Origin of the sequence: uncultured Umboniibacter sp., from assembly GCF_947497555.1 — a bacterium.
GTDB lineage: Bacteria > Pseudomonadota > Gammaproteobacteria > Pseudomonadales > DSM-25080 > Umboniibacter.
In genome coordinates, this window is record NZ_CANMGY010000016.1 from 1 (window position 1) to 21,630 (window position 21,630).

The following is a 21,630-nucleotide window of genomic DNA, read 5'->3' on the forward strand; positions in this document are numbered from 1 at the left end:
GTAGGTCACCGCCAGGCACTTAATACAATGAAGAAGGCTCAACCGTTTGGTTGGGCCTTTTTTATTGCCTGTAGAAACGGGCTCGCCAAGCTGCGAGACTAGTTGCTCTTCTTGTTATATTAATTGCTTCCTAAACCAACAATGCTCTAAGTTAGTTATCACATCATGACTGTGATTTAATAGCTGTTACGCTCTATTGTAGTGACTGTTGAACGTCTTAGATGTTTTGGAGTAATTTTGATGAGTAAAAACTTTATATTAGGCGTGGGTTGCCAAAAGGGTGGGACAACTTGGTTGCATTCACAGCTAGATAAATCGAGTAATGTTGATATGGGCTTTACTAAGGAATACCATGTCTTTGATGCATTATATGAAAAAGAGTGTCGCCGATTCTTAACGGAAAAACTAACCGCCACAAATAACCGCATAGCGTTTGATAATATCTCTCAGCGCCCTCATCTCTTCAAGCACCTTAGCTTTTACGCTAACACGCAAAATTACTACGATTATTTCGATTACCTTTGGTTTAGAGGAGGTGAAACGGTCTCCCTCGTCGGTGATATTACACCAAGTTATGCTGCTTTGCCGGTGACAACTCTCGAAGAAATCAAGGCGAATTTGGAGCGTAGAGGCTTTATGGTGAAAGTCGTGTTCCTCATGAGGGATCCACTTGAACGATGCTGGTCTGCACTGAGAATGAGCAGGAGAGATAAACTTCTTAGTAACCCCGATATAAAACTACCGAATGAGGAAAAAGAACTACTTGCATCCATTAGTCGGAGAAAGGCAGAGATTCGCACACGATATGAAGTGACTATCGAACGTTTAGAAAGAGTCTTCGATGAGCAGAATATTTTTTATGGTTTCTATGAACAACTCTTTCAAAGCGATACGTTGAATAGACTCCGTGAATTCTTAGATTTGGCCGACTTTGAACCCGACGTAGCATTTCAATCTAATGTCTCTAAAAAAAGCCAGAGTCTTAGAGAACTCAACGAAGAGGTCGCGACAACGATTGTTAATCATTACCGAAGTACCTACGAGTATTGCGAGAAGCGTTTTCATATCTCGTCGCTATGGTCAGGATGGAAATACCTTTAAATTATTAACTGTTGCGAATTGATTGTATGCGCAGAATTCTAATCCCGCGCAGTATCCATTCGTCACTAAAAAGTTCATTTACTGCAGCGTTAGTTGTTCTGCGACTAAGTAGTAATTGAGTCCATTTCTCAGTTGACTTGAGTTGTTAAAGGCCGCATTAATAAGATGATTTGTATTCTTTAATGTCGGAGACAGTGGCTTGAAAAAAGAACTGATTTTGCACATCGGTATGTCTAAAACGGGTACCACCGCGTTGCAAAAGAAATTGCTTAAAAATCGAGAAGCTCTTATCGATGATGGTATTTGTTATGTCAAAACAGGCTTAGGCTCAGGTGGAGCCCACCATCCGTTCGCGAAGGCGATGAATGGGAAAAACGTAGACCAGCTTTTCTCCGAGCTTCACGATGAGATTTCAAGATCTAGCTGCTCCAAATTTATTGTCTCTTCTGAGTTATTGGAGAGGCGTCGCAGCACAGCTTGGCTAACGTTAGTTAAGTCATTGCCCAATACCTCAATAAGGGTTTGCGTTTACCTGAGACCGCAAGATGACGTCATTACATCGATGTATAATGAGCTGGTAAAGAAACATGCTTGTTCTCTTCCCTTTAGTGAATATATTCTCAACGCTGGAAGATTAAATCTCCTTAACTACCAGGAATACTTATCGAATTTAGAGGGAATATTTGGGCAGGAAAATTTGATTGTTAGACCTGCGGTAAGCAATGCCTTGGTAGATGGCGATATCACAGCTGATTTTCTGTTCCACGCGGCACCAACAAAAATTTCCATGCAATCTAATAAATCGGAGATTTATAATAGCTCCACATCCGCGACGGTTTCTCATGCAATGGCTCGGATTAACGCAAACTTAACCGAAGACATTGATCACCTATCTCAATACAAGAAAGCGACTCGTTTAAGCAAAATTCTCGACAAAGTCATTGCGAATACCGAACAGCCGGTAGGCGGGTACTTCGAATCGCTAGATCAGCATGAAGCTTTCGTGGCAAATTATCGTCTGAGTAATCGTTGGGTTGAGCAGCGTTACTGGGATGATAAACCTTGGTTGTCACTCGCCGATGGAATGAAGCCGGTACAACACTTAGATAACTCTATATTGCCAGAGCAGGCACTTGAAGAAGTGTTATCCATAGCGCAATTGAAAGCAAAGGGAAACCACGAAGCTCAAGAGGCGCTGATCGCAGGCGTTTGGTCGACGCTTATTCGCTACGATTTGCTATAGTGCCAAGCGCAAAGCCTGACGGAAGTATGTTACGTTGGTTAAGTGGTTTGCATAGCTTTGACACTTTTCTAACAATTAGCTCTTTAGGGTAGAGTTGGGCTAGGCCGAGAAATGCATGCTGGATTGTTTCCACGGAATATCAATCAGTTCGACAATAGCAGTAAGAGATGTAAGCGACCCTTATCGTTACAGGTTTTTTTAATAACCAACAAAGCTATTGCAATACGAAAGGGTCTATCCTAGTGTTTATACTAAGCAAGGAAAGTGAGTCATTCACTTAAGCTGATTTCAATTACCGATATCCCGCTTCAATGATCGAAGCACATGGGTGTGCGGCGTACTGACTCTTTCCTATTCTGATTACAACCACGTAGCAGGTTTCTATGATGACTCTTCGCGCCCTAATTACTATCACTCTCCTCTTTCTTTATGGTTGTGGCGGCGGAGGTGGCGATGACGGGGATTCCTCTCCAACACCTCCCTCTGGGAACAAAGCACCTGACGTCTCAATTACAGGCGATACAGAGTTCAACGAAGGAGCGGTTGTAGAGCTTGCAGCGTTAGCTACCGATAGCGATGGGAGTATCGCGAGCTATAGTTGGGAACAGAACCGAGGCCCGGAAGTCGACATCGATGACATATCTTCCGCTGAGTTGATTTTCGATTCTCCCGATGTCAGTGAAGATACGGTAATGGTATTTCGAGTGACGGTTACTGATAACGATGGGGCGCAGGCCAGCAAGAACGTCACCATCACTATTCTGGATACGCCAGAAATCACCATTACTGCAATTGATGGATACCTGCAAAATGCGACCGCCTGGTTAGATGTGAATGGTAATCTTGAACTTGATGATGAACCGAGTACAACCACTGGTGAAAATGGCTTTGGACGTATTTATGTGCCGGAGATTGACGATCCAGGAAAATATGCGGTTCTAGTTCGTGCGGCCGCCGATACAACCGTGGATGAGTCTACCGGTGAGCTGATCGAACTCGACTTTATCCTGTCGGCAGCGCCTGGGGTTACGATAGTCACGCCATTTTCATCCTTGATATATCTAGATTTTCTGCAGCGTTCAGCGGTAGATACCTCGCACAATTTAAACGCCTCGATACAAAATGTCGCCCAGCGCTTAGCAGTGGAACCATCGCTATTAGACGAGGACTTTATTGCTGAAGACAATGATGAACTAACCTTTTTTGCAGCCAACCTAGTTGCTTCAACATTATTCCCCGCAACGGAAGATGAATTTATAGCGTTAGCAAATGCTGATGCGGACTCATCTCAGTATGCCTCGCAACTAGAAACTATTGTCACTATGGTTTCTCAAGTGGTTAGTTATAGTGAACGTTATCAAAGTGATCTATCGGAAGTCAGCTTGCTGTTTGTTCCGAGTTCGGACGGTGTTAGTTGCGAGGCCGGTTATCAGTTTAGCGATGAATTAGAAGTTTGTGTTATCGACACCGATGGTGATGGTGTCGCGAACGATACGGATACGGATATCGACGGAGATGGAGTACTTAATCAAGATGATGTCTTTCCAATTGACGCTTCTGAAAGTGCTGACACAGATGGCGACGGCATTGGTGACAATGCCGATAATAATCCTCCTTCGGTTTCAATCACCCCATTAGGTTCAGTATCGGCGGGATCTCAGGTCACACTAACCGCCAATGCAACGGATAGTGATGGTACGATTGATAGCTACGAATGGCAGCAAATCAGTGGTCCTGAGGTATCTCTCTCGAACGCAACGTCGGCATCTGCATCTTTTGTCGCGCCAGCGGTAAGTAGTGATGTAGAGCTCGGCTTTTCGGTTCGAGTGACCGATGATGCAGCGGAAAGCGCTACAGCAACGGTGTACGTTTTAGTTGAGGCCCCTAATATTCCCCCTACCGTTGAAGTCTCTGTTAGAGATGAGATCCCCGAGTCAGCGACGACAAGTTTAGTTGCCAATGCCACGGACGTGGATGGCACTATCGTTAGTTACCGGTGGGCACAAATCAGTGGGCTTGCAGTAAGTTTAACCAATACGGACTTGGCGACAGTGCAGGTTGCTACGCCTAAAGTTGATGTTGATGCTGAGATTGTTATCAGTCTTACGGTAACTGACAACGAGGGTGCGGAATCCGCGGTAGATATTCCCTTAACCATCATCGATTACGAAAATACACTAACAACCCAAGCTATTGAAGTGGTGGTCCTTAATACCCCTTCTCCAGCTAGCCTTGAAGATGCGATTGGATATGAACAGTACCACTTCGATCATCGAACTGTAGGGAGGCTTAATCTTGATGGAGTGTCTTATTTAGCTGAGTTTAGTAACGGTCGTTGGGAGATCGAAAATGTTGTCTTGGGAAGTCAGATTAGTGGTGTTGTCGAAATCTTAGATTTCGTGGGCGATCCACTTTGGCGCGGTAGCTTCGAGGAAAGAGCAATTACAGGATCTACAATTACTGTTGAATTGGAGAGGTTGCCGCTAAACCTTTCTCTGTCGCCAATATTCGATGATAGCTACGATCGATGTACAATTTATCGTGATGAACTGTTACGAGATTTCGATATAGTTCAGCGCCAGTTCCCCGAAAATACAAATATAACGGAGACGGGATATTGGATTGTTGGTAACGATGGTTCTGGCGATTTTAGATTATACAATCCTTGTGGGGCAACAAGGATATTAGCTCATTCAACTAATGAGACAATTCATTCCTATTCGGAAACAAATGAACGTGGCTACAAAACAGAATTCTATGATAGTGATGGGGTTTTAGTTAAGTGGTCTCAGTTTAGCTATCCGATTGAGTCTCCATCTGACGTATGGGAAGTTGACAACTTCACACTTCGTGATGATGGCAAAAACATAGTTTTTGAGTCGTATGGCTTCAGTGATAATGAGTATGACGACTATTGTGGTGAAACAACATTTAGCTTATGGAACCAAGTAACACTTTTCGATTCAGGGCAAATATTTAAAGTTAATGGCGGTGAAAGCCACGTTTTTTATAACGAAGAGTGTACTCCTTTTGCTAGCGGATCCTATTATTCCTACGAATTTGATGAGGATGGGCGCATAGCGTATTGCTCGTCCGGAGATGAATCCAATTCGATTGGTCACGAAAATTGTTCAGCTTCTGAAATCTCGCGCGGAAATCGAGGGGCGGCGCTTGGCCCAAGCGAGCTATTAGGATATATCTGGGATGAGATTAAATTCTTCAGCGATGATGGAGAAGTACCTATCGTGTTATCACAATATTTTCCCGAGGTACTCGGAGATAAAACACTTGAAACAAGTTCAACGGGAAGCTTGGAGGTAACGGGTTATTATCCACTTGTTTTTGATTCTGTAATAGAGGAGCAAGTGACTACGAAATTGGGTGACTTCGTTATGAGCAACCCAGATGGCTGGGCGCAAATTAAGCGCAATGGCGACGGAACACTTAACCATAGATGGCGTGTTGTTGACGGTGACCTGCAATATCAACTTCGCTACACCGGTGCTCGCGACGCTCAGAATCGAGATATAAGAGATCTACGTTACAACAATCAGTTGAACAAGTATGTGGTGTTTTATGATAATGGAATGGAGCGATACGCGAGGTGGGCCAATATATCTGACTTCCGCGAAAAATGGTCAGATTCAAACGGCTGGTCTCAATGGTTGGAGAGCGATAGTGGCGTTACTGTTAGCTATGCCTTCGAAAGTGGTTACTACTTTGTGGATGCCGTTTACAGTGGCGATTTTACAGCTAAGTTCAAGTTGGATGGTTCGGTGTCTTGCTTCAACACCGAGAGGACTTACGTGCCTGGTGCTATCATTAGTCAGGTTGAGTTTGATTGCTTGGATGGGCCAGGCTAGCTAATGTTAATTCATACTTTCTTCGATGTTATGTTAGTGAAAAGTCTTTCATTTCTCGATGATTTCTATGGCAATTGTCGTCAGATTGTTTTTGATGATTTAGCGTCAATTGTGGCTTATTTAGGCAATCTTGAGCATGGTATTATTGTTACGAAAAATTTAGCTGATTGACATGTCTAACAACTGATTATTTTGTTCGGATACTGTGGTATCCTCTTATAAATTTCCAAGATTTCGGTTTAAGTCTATGAAGAAAATAACGTTAATTTTTCTACTGACAACACTCGCTGTGGGTTGTTCTAGTAGGCCTCCAGAAGTCATCGCTTCTCGTCCGCTAGTAGAAACCAATTGGACGAATGGTAGTGACGAGTTAACAAACCCTTCCTTGGAATCGTTTCTCGACTCAGCACTTGCTGGTGCTACTTTTAGCGGTGAAGGACAGCAATTCTTGGTGTTGCGTCGCTATTACTCTGCGTTAGGAAGTGATTGTATTCAATATGCCGAAATCGGCGTGACAAGTAAGCGTTCAATAGTGTGTAAGGATGAATCGAAATGGATGCTATATCCTTGGATGAATAGTGGTATTAGCGTGTTTGATTCACAGGGGATTAACTGATGAAGTTCCAACAATTAAGCGTTTTAATAGTGCTGCTGAGTTCCCTATCAGTCTTCGTCGATGCGCAAGGTCAGAATAACCGGAGCCAAAATAACGCCGCTAACAATCTTAATCGACAAGCAACTGTCAATGAGTTGAATGCAGCTCAGAATAGCTTGAACTCAGAGCAGTTGGCACAAGACCCAGACGTCTATATGAATACACGACAGGGTATGTTGTTACCCGGAGAGTCTGACGTCAGTGAGCTGTTGCCAACAGCTAATCCAGACGCACCTCCACCTTTTGGAGCCAACTTATTTGTTGGTGGTTATGAGTCTGAGCGCTACGATGGACTTAACTCGAACTACTTACTTGCACCAGGCGACAAGGTTACCTTGGCATTATGGGGTGCGGTGAATGCAAATGAGGTGCTGACGGTAGACAATCAAGGAAATATTTTCATTCCTAATATTGGCCCAGTGTCGGTGGAGAACGTTTCTGCGAGTAGCTTGAATAATGTTGTTACAAGCAAGGTGCGAACAGTATATCGCGACAACGTAAGTATTTACGTTAATTTGCTAACGGCGACACCCGTCTCGGTTTATATTTCGGGCTCCATTATCCGTCCAGGGCAGTATGCTGGATTGGCTAGCGATAGTATTATTTATTACCTTAAGCGGGCAGGTGGAATTGATCCAGACCGCGGTAGCTATCGAGACATTCAGTTACGACGCGATGGTGAAGTTATTGCCTCATTCGATCTCTATGACTTTATCTTGAATGGCGATTTACCTACGCCAACCTTTAAAGATGGCGATGTCATTTTTGTAGGTCGTCAAAATGCGACAGTAGAAGTGTCGGGAAGTGTCCGAAATCCTTTCCGGTTCGAATTTGTCGGCGACGTTGGCGCAGGCAGCGAACTTGTGCACTATGCATTACCAATGGCTAAGACCAGCCATGTTGGTGTTATTGGCGATAGAGATGTCGGTCCATTCTCACTTTACATGCCTCTAACAGATTTTGACGCCTTTGAATTGACAGATGGCGATCGAGTGATGTTCAACGATGATATTCGAGCTGAGGTAATTGATGTTCAAATTGAAGGGAGTTATCTGGGGCCATCTTATTATGCAGTAAAGAAAGGTGCTCGTTTGCATGATGTGCTTGCACTGATTGAGACAGATCCAAATCTTGCCGATATACAGTCAATTTATATCGAACGTGAAAGTGTCGCAGAGATGCAGCGTGAAACGTTAGAAGAGTCTTTAAACCGACTTGAACGAACGGTCTTCAGCTCGCCGGTTAGCTCCACGGGTGAAGCATCAATCCGTGCCTCGGAGGCCAGTTTAGTTCTTCAGTTTACTGAGCGAGCTCGAGAAATTGAACCGAAAGGCAGGGTTATCGTTTCCGATCGCGGTGAAGTAGCCAATATCTTACTTGAAATGGGCGATCGAATTGTCATTCCTGCCAAGACGGATATCGTGAATGTTTCAGGTGAGGTTCTCATGCCGCGTTCGATTGTGTTCAATTCGCAAGCCGAGGTTGAAGATTACATTGCTTGGGCTGGCGGTTTTTCGGAGCGAGCAAATGCGGATCAAATTATTGTTGTTCACCCGAATGGAATGTATGAAAGCTTCGAAACCGCTTCAATTCAGCCAGGTGATACGATAATGGTGCTGCCTAAGGTTTCATCGCACCTTATGCAATCGGTGAAAGATATTACACAGGTCATTTATCAAATCGCAATTGCTAGTGATGTCGTTTTAAGGTGAGTTCAATCTATAAGCGAAATCGCTGGGAGATCTGGCGCGATGTCATCATCGCGCTGTTCGTCCGCGAGATTAAGACCGGGTTTAATGATAAATTTGGGATCAGCTGGAGTGTTGTTTCACCAGTTGCGTTCATCTTTATTATTTCCTTTGTCCGCGGGAGAATGACTGGCGATCTTGTCTTTACCATGCCGATGTTTACGTTTATGGCTATGGGCTTTTTGACCTTTCAATTTTTTACGGAAGGAATGAATTCGTGTGCTTCGTCATTAAGATCATCACGTTCACTCTTTGCTCTCCGTCAGGTACAGCCTATTAGCGCAGTCATCGCAGCAGCCATATTTTCATTTCTCACAAAGCTTGCTACGTTAGCGATAATCGTGTTGATTATGTATTTTTTAGGTATGGAGCTCCGTTTAGATAGTCCCTTAACACTTCTTTTATCTCTGACGTTGTTGTGGCTAATAGCTTGCTCTTTGGGTTTGATAATTGGCATCGCGGCTATGTTCGTACCCGAAGTCAAGAAAGTTTGGGATTTGGCGACAAGACCGCTGCTCTTCATTTCCTGTGTATTCTTTTCTATTAACGAAATGCCACGCGAATTTTGGCCATATTTTTATTGGAATCCGTTGGCACAATCTATTGAGTTATCTCGTCACTCACTCTATGGCTCCTACCCGCCGGGACCGATGAACTTCGAATTTTTAGCTCTGGTGGCTTTGACGATGGTCTTTGCAGCTTGTGCCGTGTATCAAGCAACTTGGAAGCACTCTTTAGGTCGTTAACATATGTTGAAACTTAAGAACCTAAGTAAATTCTATCCTTCTAAGTTGGGTAAGCAATACGTATTCAAAGACTTGGATTTCAGCTTTCCTACTGAACGGAGTATTGCTCTTATTGGACCTAACGGAGCTGGTAAGTCAACATTATTCAGGATGCTGGCAAAGAGTGAGTATCCTAATGCGGGTAGAATTGTTAGTGATGTCAATATTTCTTGGCCGATAGCACTTAAAACCGCCATGCATCAGAATATGACCGGTCAAGAGAACGCGCGCTTCATTGCTAAGGTTAACGGCGTCGCCGATATTGATGAGTATGAACGCCGTGTTTTAGAATTTGCGGATATAGGGAATAAGTACTTTCTGCCAACACGCGGATACTCATCGGGTATGAAAGCTCGTTTGGCCTTTGCTTGTGCTACTGCTATTGACTTTGATATTTACCTGATCGATGAGGCAACCTCGGTTGGAGACGCTAACTTTCGAGTTAAGGCGCGAGAGAAACTGGACGAAAAATCAAAGGTCGCCGGTATCATTATGGTTAGTCATGAACTAGAAGAATTGCGTCGCTACTGTGACTGCGCCATTCTGATCTGTGATGGCGAACTTACCTTTTACGAAGATTTAGAAGAGGCTATTAGTGTCTATCAAAACACATAGACTCATAAAGAGATCCTGAATATGTTAATTGCTATAAAACTAAGAGAATACGTTGAGAATATTAAGATTGAAAGTGTGTTTAAGAATGTGAATTTTTGGACGCTAATATTACCGGTTTTGGCCTTCGCTATTTATAGTGAAATGGTCGCTTCCGAGCGCTTCGAAAGTCGTTCGATGCTTACTGTTCAGTCTTCAGAGCAAGCCGCTGTTGACCCCGTGATGATGGTGATGGGGATGTCGGCCGGCTCAAGCAGTATTCAGGATGCCGAACTGGTGAAAGCCTATGTTACGTCTAATGATATGTTGGGACTTCTTGATCAAGAAGTTGCCCTGAAGTCATTGTACACTAATAGCGACATTGATTATTTCTCTCGCTTAGATACTAATTCCACCATTGAGGAATTTTTCGACTTTTACCTTTCTCATATCGCCGTCGAGGTAGATACCGCTAGTGGGATTATTACGCTCACCAGTCAAGGTTTTGACCAGGCTTCAGCGCAGCAAATTAACGAGGCGATTGTTAGGCACGCAGAGGCCTATATTAATTCTATTTCTCGTGGCTTAGCAGAGAATAAACTGCGATTTATGCTTGAGGAATCAGATAGGACACTTGCGGACTTGAAGCTAGAGCAGGAGAGGTTACTATCATTTCAAAATCAACATGGTTTATTAGACCCTTTAGCCGAAGGAATGGCATTTCAGCAAATTACTTATGGATTGGAATCACAAATCGCGGCAGTTGAATCTCAGCTATTGGCGGCTAAGCAGAGTATGACTGCTAGTGCTCCCGAAGTTCTTATTTTAGAGTCTCAACTCGTTGCGCTTCAAGAACAACTTCGTCAAGAGCGTTCAAGATTGTCACAAATAGATGAATCTAGTCCGCTTTCGATAAATTTGGCTAACGCAACTGCGAATGGTTCTTCTGTGAGTGAGGTACTAACGGAATACTCAGAGTTAAAGCTTAGTCACGAATTGGCATTGCAGACATATAGTGCTACTCAGATGAGTATTGCAGCCGCCACGGTTGAAACCTATCGCCAAGCCAAATACCTAGTGACGCTTGAGCAATCAACTCTACCAGAGGGTAGCAAGTATCCATCTGTGTTCTATAACGTGCTGCTGCTATTCGTTGTTCTGTTAATGTTGAATGGTATTGTAAGGATTATTGTTGCGACCGTAAGAGAATTGGGTTGATATCCAGCTGGATAGAGTGAAAGAGAAATAAAAAGAGTAGGCAAGTGATGAAAAAGCGTTTGATGGTTGCGGCAATAGCTAAAGACGAGGCCGCGTATCTCCCCGAGTGGATTGCTTATCACTTGATGCTTGGCGTTGATCACATACGTGTATTCGTAAATAACCTCGAGGATAATACTCGAGAGTTGCTGGAGACCATCGCGCTGTTTGCTCCGATATCGATTTATGAGGCTGATATCTATTGGCAAAAAGATAAATCATTTCCCATCGACAACCTCACTAATGAAGAATTCTTTGCTAAAAATCATTTTCAGGCCAGAGCTATGTCTAAGATGTATCGAATGGCTACGCTCGAAGGATATGACTATTTTACCTCCATTGATGTGGATGAGTTTATTTACCTGGGCGGGTACTCGCTGGAATATTTCTTAACTGAGGTCGTTAACGGACGCCCCACGCGCCTTCAGTGGTTTAATGTAGCAGGCGAGGCGGACGAATTTTCACATCCAATTGTTGGCAGTCTTGCTGGGGATTTTGTTCCGTTACACAAGCTGATTATTCCAACTGGTATTAATGGAATTGTGTTTAGTTCGCCTCACAGCCTTGTGCATACAAGACCGAAGGATTGCTTGTCGTTCAGCGGCGACAACGCGCCATGTATTATCCACCGATATCACCGCTCAGAGCGAGAATACTTATCAATGCTCGGAAAAGGTGATGTTCTCCACACAGTCGGTCAGCTTAAGTCCAATAGAGTTGGTTTTGATCTAAACCCTCGCAGCTCACTGCTGATCCCGCAAGCGCTCATCGATAATTTTGAGACGGCATACCAACATATGCTGGCTGAAAACGGAGTAAGTGATCATCTTATTGCGGGGCGTAAGTTCGTGTTACAGCGAGCGCAGTTCGTAAAGGACTATTTCGCTCAGCTAAGTGAAGACGAATCAAATAAGCTTCGAATGTTCGATGGCACAATGCTAAAGCCGGGCAAAGCCTGTATCAAATTTTGGAACTAACTAGATGCGTGAAGTAGCGACCAGTTATCCATTTTCGTTAAGCACTTTTTTCGCTCGAGTAGTACTTGGCGTGCAAAGTGGTAAACAAGATATGCTTATTACTATCTTGAACGAGATCCTCAAGGAGGACAAACTCGTAATCGAGCATCCGAAGCGTCCAGAGATTCTGACTCGCTGCTATCGCAGTGAGGAAATCCGTTTTGGTAATGTACTCTGTTTCGCGGATGGCGATGGTGATAATCGCTGGTTCTGGATTCAAACCTGTAGTCTTGTAGATGGCGCGGTTATTGATGATGTTTGCTATCAACTTCATGGCAATACTTTTGGTGATAATGCAGTCGCGAATATCGGCTACGATTTATTACATCGAATCGACACTGCAGCCTATTTTATTAAACCTAAGGTGTTTGATGGCGCGCTATTAAGTCACTCTAGACCCGCCCACTTCTTTTACGATCAGATGCTCAACTTGCCCCTGCTACCTGCACTTCAGGATTCAGTAATTAGCGTATCTGAGACTTGTTTCTTTAATCCAGCGCTCTTGGGCTATAACACACAGACTAAGGCTGCCGGATGGTCCATTAGACCTCAAACGGTCCCAGCGAACTATCACGTTGCTAGTGCTTTCGAAGATCAGTTAACATCTTGGGCGCGGAATAACCGCGTGGATTTCCCTCCGGAAGCATTCATTTTGTGGGTGGGAGTAGCAGACGAAAAACGCTGCTGGCAACAACAGGTGGAAGGCTATGCTAGTCTAATTACTGCGATACACACGAAGATTTCAAGGCAGATAGTTGTATTAGTTGATGGCTATACCGCCTATGCTGGCGAGGAAATTGACGTGCCGTCGGAGAAGGCTCTGTTCAGTCGATTACAGGCTGAAGTATCAGTGCCAGTTCAATGGGTATCGCTGATTGGTAAAGACTATGCCACTAAGCTTCGTCACGGTGTTAGTATGACGGCGTTCGCAACCTATATCGGCACTCAGTCAATGTTACCGCTGAGGTTTTTGAAGTCAAGCGGGGTAGTGCATTCCAATGGAGTGTATGGGTCAGGATTAAAGATTGCAGAATTCCCTAACGCGAGACGGGTGCCGTTTCGGGAGGTGAAAAATGTCCAGTCTTCCGTCGCTCTAAAAGGTGATTACGTCAGCTATCATATGCCGTGGCAATCACTCTTTAATGCTATCGTTGATGCGTTGAATCTCAATGACGTAGAGCTTGAGTTTATACCCTCTCTAGATATCTTTGCGAATGAGGAAGACACGTTGAACGAAGATCCATTTTTGGCATTAGGAGAGCGAGTTTCTACCTTCAGGCAGTCGGCAGATATCTTGCGAGAAGTTGCACTCACTTATGAAGCTGTCGGCGATTTCGACACCGCACTCAAGCTGATGTCTAAGGCCTTGGAGTTACGACCTACTGGTAAAGTAATCATTAGTAAAGTCGAGTATTATCGTCAACAGATTATAGACAGCCAGTTAGAAGGAAAGAATTAGTAGTATGTCCAAATTTGATTTAGTGTCGTTATCCGGGGTGAATTATACTATCAACACCCCTGAGCCCACTCGCAGTGATCCAAGCGCGTATCTATTTGCCTACGCGAAAAGTGGCTCCACACTAATGGATAGATTGGTGAGAGAGTACTGTGGGGCAATCAAGCAGGCTTCATTCTCTCTTTTCGGGGAGGCCTTTCAGCAGGGCGTTCGACCGCAAGATATTGGTGAAGATGCATCGGTCTGCTTCGCAGATACGGGAATAGTATATACCGGTTTTCGAAGCTACCCGCTATCCTTTAAATTGAATCTAAAACCTTCAAAAAATTTGATTTTGGTGCGCGACCCTCGTGATATGCTGGTGTCTCTGTACTATTCAATTGCAAAGAGCCATGTTGCGTTAAATGATAAGGACGGAAGTTGGCAACGAGAACGCCAAGAAGTTCAGAGTAAGCAGCTTAATGAATTTGTTCTAGAACGTTCATTCAGCTATGCAGAATACTTTAAGTGGTATGGTCATGCTTTTCAGGGTGTAGATGTTAAAGTTGTTCGTTACGAAGATATTATCTACAAGAAGCTTGAGTGGATGGTTGATTTGGTTAATTGGTTAGGCCTACCGCTTGATATGGCAATTCTTGAGAAAGTTGTCGCTAAGCATGACGTCCTTCCCGAGGCCGAGGACGAAGGATCTCATATTCGCCAGGTTCACCCTGGGAATTATAAGGCAAAGTTGGAGCGTGAAACTATTATGAAGTTGAATCGCCGTCTGATTACCTTTTTGGAAACCTATGGCTACGATGACATTTTCACGCGTTAAGCATAGCTAAGGTAGTCTTATAATTCTTAGTATGGCTTTGAAGGGGATTCGTCACATTCAACGCGTGGTAAGTGATGTACGATAATAAATAACAAGAAGGGATAGGTACCACTCGCTTCAATAACGCAGCGCAATCGACAGCTGCGTAATTGCAAGCTTAGAGGAATCATCGTATTCGTTAAAAATCTTCACCCGCGGTCAGTTTAACTTCAATACTTGTCGACAGGCGAAGAGCTAGCTCAGTAAATGAGCTCCAGCCGCTACCTAGTAGTATCTTCGATCGAGACAACATAATCGCATCAGCGAGTGCATACTTTAGGTCATCGGCGTCACGATAGGCATCCGTTTCCCGCGTTAGCGCTCGCATGCGCTTACCAAGTTTAGCTCCCATTTTTTCATAGGTAGAAGCAAGGTCGGCGGCACAGAATATCCCGAGATTGTTATGCTCCGGCATATCTTTGATCTTTTCTAGGAAGCGACTGTAGTGACTTTTATCTCGCCATTCCGTGATGGCTGAATGGCTTTCTGCTGTCCAGTTCTCAGTTGAATCGTACGACGCCAGTTGCTGTCCAGATCCACCCTGCATGCGGATGTGGCAGCCAATTCCCGCTTTATAATATACGCTGTCCAATATCTCCTGGACCGATGAAGTTGGTTTCAACGCTTGCAGGAATAAGTTGTCTTCAGTCCAACTAGAGCTAGGGTGGTTCAGTGTATAGGCCGAGCGGATAACTATGTCCCCAGAAGGAGGGAAATTGATCAACTCGTCTTTGATATGGCCCTGCTCTAATTCCATGTAAGTTATACTGGTAACTGAGCGCTGCTTCATCGAGTAAAATGGCTTGGCGGCGATACTTGCGAGTTGATAGTCGAATAGATCTGAAACTTTACAGTTACAGTGATTATCAGGAACCCAAACTAAGATAAGCTCAAACCCTTCCTTATTGGCAATACTAGCTGCACTGGCCAGAGCTCGAAGTCTGTTCCCCAACCCATGTTGGACTTCTATGTAAAGCCGCTGTTTACTAGTATCAGTCAGTTGGCCTTCGTGTAATTGGATAGGCTCGATTGCAGCTCGTCCCGCGCTGATACGTACTTTATTGAGAAGCTCGATACCTTCAGAAGTTAGGACTTGAATCGGGCGATCCAGTGACTCAGTGACCAAAGTTCTTTCGCAACGGGCAGTGCCCACCGCAACAAGCAAAGATGGGTCGGTAGCTTTGGAGGAATCTCCTTTTACAGTACTTTCCTTGTTTGTCAGCAGGAGTTTGGTAGAAATTTTGAAATCAATACCGCTACTGTATTCATTAAGTAGAAACTCACAAACTAAAGGCTGGTCAAATTGAGAAGCCAGTCTCCATTCAGTAGTTCGAAGGTAGGCCGAGAGCGCTAGTGCTTCTGCATGCTTGACTACCCATTGTGGAATTTCTTTATCTTCAGTATCTCGCTTCAGTAAATACTCGTTGTCGCCAGAGTGCTCAATTAAATAATTTTGTCGATTGTCCGGCCACCATTGATCCCATGTCGCAGCGATATACTTGTTACGAGTATTTTGAAAATCTGTAGCGGTAAATTTTCCCAAAATGTTCGATTTGATAACATCTTGATTGGCCATTCGACTTTGATCCTCCTGCTCAATATGCAAGATTGTTTCGGGCTTCAAGTAGCTTTGTGCTAAGCCGCGAGATGAAAGCCTCTGATAGAGGTCTGAATCATCCCAGCCATAAGTTCGAATAAACTCGTTGTAATAGGATACTTGGCGAAGATCCGCGGTACGACAGCCAAAACTGCCGTTAACGAAAACCTGTGTCTCATCAGTATGAGCAAGGGCCTGCTCCCATGACCCGCGAATAAAGTGATTGTCATCAAATCGGTTGGCTTCGATAAAGTCAGCTGACACCAGAATATCAGCATCAAGCTTATAAACAGTTTTTCTTGAAACGCACTGTAACCCGACGTTAAATGCATAGGTGAGAATCCATCGAGGCTCGTCCTGAACTCTAAGAATGGTGATCCTCGGGTCATCGAGATGGGGCAAAATGGTCTCAGAGACTGGTGTTGTTGAAGACCAATCTACAATAATGATTTCGTCTACTGAAGTCCGCAGCCAGCTTTCTAGAGCCTTTAAAAGGTTTTCGTTACGATCCATACAGGCAGTTACAAAAGAAACACCATCCTTCAGCGGTTGGTTTGATGTGAAGTGAAAGGTGTCTCTACCTAAAATCATTTGATCTATTCGAAGTTTTAGATCCAATCCAAGCTGTGCGTTGGCACGCTTCACTAGTGAATTCAAAAGATCGCGGTCGGAATCACTTAGGTCAACTGAAGATAGTTGTGCGTAGTAGTTTAAGAAAAGCTCCGAATTATCTTGCTCGATGGCAGAAATTAGCTGTTTGAATAGTTGATATTTTTGCATGGTTGAACTTATGGCTTCTAGAAAAGTATTTGATAGCAATGATCATATCATCTTAGGGTTCGATGTGCTGTATTACGCGTCCCGAATTTTTATGGTTAGTTGAGCTTTGAATGTCTTTTCATTGTGCCAGACATTTCGGTGGTTGATTAGCGAGTATGCTATCTCATCGACTTTCAAATGATGTCTATTTAGCGTAATATTCGCAACAAACTAGTGCGCTTAGTGACGCTAGATTGGCATGGCCTATTGTCTTTGTCCCGCCCTCCAAGTAATGAGTGTATGACGAGTGTTCTGCGTTCGCCAACTGTATTGATCAGCTGGTCACTTAAGAAATGGTAGTTGCATATTTAAATGAAAAACGTTGAGTCTAACAAAAAGAAGAATCGTGTAGCGACAATTAGATCGTTACTTGGGCAAATTGTATCGGTGTCAGAGAATCGTGATCTAGACGTGCGCGAAGAAGAATTGGCCAAGCTTTTCGTTTCGACAGAATTTGGCGAGCTAGAACACGAGCTGACTTCAGTATTAGTTGGTGCTAAGCGTTATATGCTGACACCTGACGACTGTTTCGAGATAAACAATATTCAAGCGAAGGTTATTTCCCTTCCAAATTCGTCTCGGCTATATGAGTTTGCGAAGAATTGGCCATACAGTTTTTCGTTTAGAGTCATGGAGGGCGTTAACGCTCGCGGAGAGGATTTCGATTATAAAAATCATCGGCATTATCGTGGCCATTTAACGGATAATCCATCCCCAGCGGATTTGGGCCATTTGGGTTGTACTTTGTCTCACTATCAACTGTGGGAGCAAGCGAACCTAAAGAAAGGGGAGTTATTACTGGTTCTTGAAGATGATGCTCACTTTCTACCTTACTCGGAAGCTTTACTTGACGATATTTCAAAGAATCTGCCGGATGACGCTGATTTGGTATATGTCAATGGAAGATCTGCGGAGAAGCTTTATTGCTCGTTGGATCGTAAGCCTCCCTACACAGGGCTGCCACGGAAACTGTTCTATCGGCGAACGCAAGTCAATAAAATCATGAATCGACACTATGACAGTCTGCCAAAGCAGGGCGGAGAAGTCGTTCGACATTGGACTGGTACCGATGGGTATATTCTAACCGCCAGCGGTTTGGCCAAGCTAAAGGCTTTCGTTCAAAGTGTTGGAGTACCTCCGTTAACTCAAGGTGGAGCTGGAACAAATATCGACACCATTTTAGCTGCGCTTTCCAGTCATATTTCAGATCAGAAGAAAAATGGGCTTGGGTTTGTTTTTGGCACATCTAAGTCTTTCGGGCTTCTCCAGGAGCCGTCTTATTTGAACTCCTATGTAACGTCAATTCCATTAGTGGATACTCGGGATAAACTTGGTTTAGGAGCCCCGTCCGAAATTTCTGGAACAGCTGTGAGTGCTCCTGAGATATCGAGGAGCGATATCGATAGTATTCGTGATGTAGCTTTCGGTCTGCCTTCAGAGCATTCTCCAGCGGCTATTAAGTTGTTGGAGTTGGCGAATAAATTCCGCCCTACCGGCGAGCGTATAGTTGAGCGCCTTGCGCTGCTTAGGGCGGCGCGAGGTGGTAAGCCGCAAATACAATCGGCGCAAATTAACCTCGAAAAGAAGATTATCTTTGTTCATATCCCCAAATGTGGCGGCACCTCAATAGATAATAGTGGTCTATTCAGACACCAGGCTCAGGGGCATCGAAGCCTTGAGCTAATGAAAAGTATGATTGGGCCTGACGCCGATAGCTTCAAAGTTTTTACGGTTTGTCGAAATCCATGGGATCGCTTAGCTTCGGCTTTTTATTACTTATCCGAAGGTGGCTGCGGCTCGAAGTTGGACCTGGAGCTGCGTGATAAGTTTGTTGCCAAATTTGATGGGGATTTTGGCGCTTTTCTGAACGGATTTATTGAAAATCCGTCATACTTCCTTAACTGCATGCATATGTGGCCATCTGTTCGCCTCATCCAGCCAAGCAAGGTTGTCAATCCGTTGTTCGTGCAACAGTTGGAGACAATTTCGGAGCCTGAGGCATTATTCAAATTTCTTGGTGAGAAACTAGAAGTAGGGCATGAACGAAAGCGTCGTAGTTACAGCAACGTGGTTCACGTTTATGACAAAGCTAGCTTTGCCGCTGTTGGGCGAATTTATGCGGATGATGTTGCGGAGTTCGGCTACTCGCATTACACGATTGACGATATCAAGAACTAGGGGTAACTAAGTGCGGCAGAAGCTCTTTCTTCATATTGGTCTGCATAAAACGGGCTCGACTTCACTACAAAAGGCCTTTTTTGATAATCGCTGCGAACTCGCAGACTTAGGCGTGGGCTATCTTGCGAAAAAGCCGAATGGAGATCTTGGCCCGTCTCATAATTACCTCTCGTACCATGACGAACCTGAGCGTGGCGCTCGTTTGTTTCAGCCGGAGTCGTTGAAAGCGCATTTATCAGAGCTGCGTCAGCCGAGGTTGGTGCTCTCAACCGAAAATTTCTCGTGGATCTTTGAGTCTTCGGAAGTGGAGAAGCTTCAACAAGTCTTATCGGATTATGATGTTTCAGTCGTTATGTACCTGCGGAGGCAGGATCAACAGGCAGTCTCTCACTTTCAGGAGGCGTCGAAATGGGAGGTTGGTCGTTTAAAGCCGGCGAAAAAATTTTACTCACTGTCCGAGAATCGTGCGCTCCCTCCTATAAAGCCGGGTAAAACATCAAAATACTTGGACTACTTTCATCGTTGGAAGCTATGGGCTGATGCGTTTGGCGTTGAGAATGTGCGGGTGAAAATTTTTGATCGAAATCAGTTGGTTGGCGGAGATGTAGTAACTGATTTTTGCTCACTCATTGATCTTGATTGGGCCCCTAAGGACGTCGCTAGCGAAAATATATCGTTGGGCTTGAGCGCTACTAAGTTTGGTCATTTAATGACAGAGGTAACTGGGAGAATTGACTCGGAATTAGAGCTCGCTCTCAGAAAGGCGGTTTCATCCAGTGGCAAACCAGCAAGGCCCTCTCGACAGCAAGCTCAGCGCTTCTTCAGTCAGTTTTCAGAGTCTAACCGAAAATTAGCTCAGGCGTTACAGTTGGATGGCGAACTCTTCGATAGCAGCTTCGAAAACTACGCCGAAGGGCCGCAGGACAAGTGGACGGAAGATACTGCCAACGATACAGTTAGGAAGATATTGCAGGTACTAGCTCAGCGCTATCCATCTTAGTATTCTGTTAGTCCGTTACTCCGTTACTCCGTTACTCCGTTACTCCGTTACTCCGTTACTCCGTAAGTTCGATGGTTTGTTTTATCGCGTTGGTTATAAATATGCCTTTGGTGTCTATCTGGCTGTAGCCAGCAAGATCTCTGAGTTGATTCACTCGTTCTAAGTTGTTGGAACTTAAGATAACTAGCGTTTTTCCCTTAGTTTCAATGGTATCCCGGCTCTCGCCTTCTGCCAGCACGAACCTAGCTCGTGAATAGCCTAGGAAGTTGTTGAGCTCACTTGGGTCACGTTGAAATACCTCCATTCCGAAATGGAAATAATTGCCAATAATAGCAGTCGATAGCTTAAATGAAGCTCCGTAGTCGAACTCTGACAGTAGCCATTCAGCTAATAACCTAGAGCTACTATAACGGAGTGCGATTTTAGGCTCGAGTTTTTCTATAAATTGAGAAGCGGCGGCTGTCCTAGCCTGCTCCTTTACCCAATTGGGTATAAACTGATCTTCGGTTAATCGGTGGCCAACTGAGATGGAGTTACAAGCTTTTGTGGTTGCATATTCTTGTAACTTGTTCGGCGTCCAAGTATCCCAGAGCGACGTTGTAATTCTGTTTACGGAGTTGTTGAAAATCGTGGGGCGAACTTTGTCGATAAAGTAGTTCGTCGAGATATCCTGAAATGCAATGCGAGAGTCATCCTCTTGTTCTAAATGAACGATGGAGTCAACGTCTAAAAATTGTGTTTGCAGTCCACAATACTCGGTTAGTCGATAATATAAATCACTATCATCCCATCCATAGCTGCGTATTAGCTCATTGTAGTAACCAACCTCCTTGAGATGTTTAGACTGGCAGCCAAAGCTTCCATTTACATACATCTGGTCTCTCTTGTTGGCTTGAATCGCTTTCTTCCAAAGTCCTCTGACGAGTTCAAATGGACCAACGGGATTGAGCTCTACGAAGTCCTTGCTAGTAGTAATGTCCGCATCAAGTTTATATGTGGTGCTGTAAGAAACTGCTCTGAGCCCAACATTGAAAGCGTAAGTAAGAATCCATTTAGGTTCTCCTTCGATTCGGATGATCTTGATACGAGGGTCCGAAACTTTCGCCTCAATTAGTGCTGAGTCCAAAGGTTCCTGTGAGGACCAGTCCACAAGAATGACTTCATCAACCTCGAGTTGAAGCCAGCTCTTTAGTGAAAGTATGAGGTTTTCGTGCCGGTTCATTGAACACGAGACTAGGCTGATTCCTGGCTTAAACTCCTCACTGTCGACGGCTATAGATGTGGGTTGGTCGCTGAGAAGCCGCTCGAAACTTTGTATCAGTTGCTGGTCTGTAGGGGTCGACGCGAGTCGTCTAGCCAACTGGAGTGATTCCTGAGCCTCTGAGAATCTACGTTTGCTAATAAGTTCGTCTATTTGGTCAAAGATTTCTGTTTTCATAAGTACTCAGGAAAAAGTTGTGTAGGT

At 44.3% G+C, this 21,630-nt stretch carries 15 protein-coding genes; 13 read left to right on the forward strand and 2 right to left on the reverse strand.

Going from position 1 to position 21,630, the window contains the following annotated elements; all coding sequences use genetic code 11:
• Nucleotides 1-240: 240 nt before the first annotated feature.
• The 11 genes from Q0698_RS12845 (at nt 241) to Q0698_RS12895 (ending at nt 14,532) form a co-directional block, all read left to right on the forward strand.
• Entirely contained in the window at nt 241-1,101 is an 861-nt protein-coding gene (locus Q0698_RS12845; RefSeq protein WP_298637089.1) for a sulfotransferase, read from the forward strand.
• Nucleotides 1,102-1,300: 199 nt separating this feature from the next.
• Entirely contained in the window at nt 1,301-2,344 is a 1,044-nt protein-coding gene (locus tag Q0698_RS12850; protein WP_298637090.1) for a hypothetical protein, read from the forward strand.
• 383 nt (nt 2,345-2,727) lie between these two features.
• Entirely contained in the window at nt 2,728-6,207 is a 3,480-nt protein-coding gene (locus Q0698_RS12855) for a hypothetical protein (RefSeq protein ID WP_298637091.1), read from the forward strand.
• 247 nt (nt 6,208-6,454) lie between these two features.
• Nucleotides 6,455-6,823: a hypothetical protein gene (locus tag Q0698_RS12860; protein WP_298637092.1), complete on the forward strand. Its 369-nt coding sequence runs from the start codon at nt 6,455-6,457 to the stop codon at nt 6,821-6,823.
• On the forward strand, nt 6,823-8,574 hold the full coding sequence (locus Q0698_RS12865; protein WP_298637093.1) for a polysaccharide biosynthesis/export family protein: 1,752 nt from the start codon (nt 6,823-6,825) through the stop codon (nt 8,572-8,574). Before Q0698_RS12860 ends, Q0698_RS12865 begins: the two co-directional genes overlap by 1 nt.
• Nucleotides 8,571-9,356: an ABC transporter permease gene (locus Q0698_RS12870; protein WP_298637095.1), complete on the forward strand. Its 786-nt coding sequence runs from the start codon at nt 8,571-8,573 to the stop codon at nt 9,354-9,356. Before Q0698_RS12865 ends, Q0698_RS12870 begins: the two co-directional genes overlap by 4 nt.
• Nucleotides 9,357-9,359: 3 nt before the next feature.
• Nucleotides 9,360-10,010 (forward strand): ABC transporter ATP-binding protein, encoded by a 651-nt coding sequence (locus tag Q0698_RS12875; RefSeq protein WP_298637097.1) that lies wholly within the window; start codon nt 9,360-9,362, stop codon nt 10,008-10,010.
• A 21-nt stretch (nt 10,011-10,031) separates the two neighbouring features.
• Nucleotides 10,032-11,204: a hypothetical protein gene (locus Q0698_RS12880; protein ID WP_298637098.1), complete on the forward strand. Its 1,173-nt coding sequence runs from the start codon at nt 10,032-10,034 to the stop codon at nt 11,202-11,204.
• A 47-nt stretch (nt 11,205-11,251) separates the two neighbouring features.
• Nucleotides 11,252-12,220: a glycosyltransferase family 2 protein gene (locus Q0698_RS12885; RefSeq protein ID WP_298637099.1), complete on the forward strand. Its 969-nt coding sequence runs from the start codon at nt 11,252-11,254 to the stop codon at nt 12,218-12,220.
• A 4-nt stretch (nt 12,221-12,224) separates the two neighbouring features.
• Nucleotides 12,225-13,718 carry a tetratricopeptide repeat protein gene (locus tag Q0698_RS12890; protein ID WP_298637100.1) on the forward strand — a complete coding sequence of 498 codons (1,494 nt, stop codon included), beginning with the start codon at nt 12,225-12,227 and terminating at the stop codon, nt 13,716-13,718.
• Nucleotides 13,719-13,722: 4 nt separating this feature from the next.
• Nucleotides 13,723-14,532 carry a sulfotransferase domain-containing protein gene (locus Q0698_RS12895; RefSeq protein WP_298637102.1) on the forward strand — a complete coding sequence of 270 codons (810 nt, stop codon included), beginning with the start codon at nt 13,723-13,725 and terminating at the stop codon, nt 14,530-14,532.
• A 178-nt stretch (nt 14,533-14,710) separates the two neighbouring features.
• Here the strand turns inward: Q0698_RS12895 and Q0698_RS12900 are convergent, their stop codons facing one another.
• Nucleotides 14,711-16,948, reverse strand: a complete 2,238-nt coding sequence (locus tag Q0698_RS12900; RefSeq protein ID WP_298637103.1) for a glycosyltransferase — start codon at nt 16,946-16,948, stop codon at nt 14,711-14,713.
• 351 nt (nt 16,949-17,299) lie between these two features.
• Here Q0698_RS12900 and Q0698_RS12905 point away from each other — a divergent pair, with 351 nt between their 5' ends.
• The gene (locus Q0698_RS12905) at nt 17,300-19,165 is read left to right on the forward strand and encodes a glycosyltransferase family 25 protein (protein WP_298637104.1); all 1,866 of its coding nucleotides are present in this window, start codon (nt 17,300-17,302) and stop codon (nt 19,163-19,165) included.
• A gap of 10 nt (nt 19,166-19,175) precedes the next feature.
• Nucleotides 19,176-20,165 carry a hypothetical protein gene (locus tag Q0698_RS12910; RefSeq protein ID WP_298637105.1) on the forward strand — a complete coding sequence of 330 codons (990 nt, stop codon included), beginning with the start codon at nt 19,176-19,178 and terminating at the stop codon, nt 20,163-20,165.
• A 55-nt stretch (nt 20,166-20,220) separates the two neighbouring features.
• On the opposite strand, the gene Q0698_RS12915 is transcribed toward Q0698_RS12910, so the two are convergent.
• A complete protein-coding gene (locus tag Q0698_RS12915; RefSeq protein WP_298637106.1) occupies nt 20,221-21,603 on the reverse strand; it encodes a hypothetical protein in 1,383 nt (460 codons plus the stop codon).
• Nucleotides 21,604-21,630: the final 27 nt, after the last annotated feature.

Coding starts and splice junctions, on each gene's coding strand:
- Q0698_RS12880 (WP_298637098.1), top strand. CDS start 10,032: ATGTTAATTGCTATAAAACTAAGAGAATACGTTGAGAATATTAAGATT.
- Q0698_RS12915 (WP_298637106.1), bottom strand. CDS start 21,603: ATGAAAACAGAAATCTTTGACCAAATAGACGAACTTATTAGCAAACGT.
- Q0698_RS12895 (WP_298637102.1), top strand. CDS start 13,723: ATGTCCAAATTTGATTTAGTGTCGTTATCCGGGGTGAATTATACTATC.
- Q0698_RS12890 (WP_298637100.1), top strand. CDS start 12,225: ATGCGTGAAGTAGCGACCAGTTATCCATTTTCGTTAAGCACTTTTTTC.
- Q0698_RS12855 (WP_298637091.1), top strand. CDS start 2,728: ATGATGACTCTTCGCGCCCTAATTACTATCACTCTCCTCTTTCTTTAT.
- Q0698_RS12845 (WP_298637089.1), top strand. CDS start 241: ATGAGTAAAAACTTTATATTAGGCGTGGGTTGCCAAAAGGGTGGGACA.
- Q0698_RS12885 (WP_298637099.1), top strand. CDS start 11,252: ATGAAAAAGCGTTTGATGGTTGCGGCAATAGCTAAAGACGAGGCCGCG.
- Q0698_RS12860 (WP_298637092.1), top strand. CDS start 6,455: ATGAAGAAAATAACGTTAATTTTTCTACTGACAACACTCGCTGTGGGT.
- Q0698_RS12875 (WP_298637097.1), top strand. CDS start 9,360: ATGTTGAAACTTAAGAACCTAAGTAAATTCTATCCTTCTAAGTTGGGT.
- Q0698_RS12900 (WP_298637103.1), bottom strand. CDS start 16,948: ATGCAAAAATATCAACTATTCAAACAGCTAATTTCTGCCATCGAGCAA.
- Q0698_RS12865 (WP_298637093.1), top strand. CDS start 6,823: ATGAAGTTCCAACAATTAAGCGTTTTAATAGTGCTGCTGAGTTCCCTA.
- Q0698_RS12905 (WP_298637104.1), top strand. CDS start 17,300: ATGAAAAACGTTGAGTCTAACAAAAAGAAGAATCGTGTAGCGACAATT.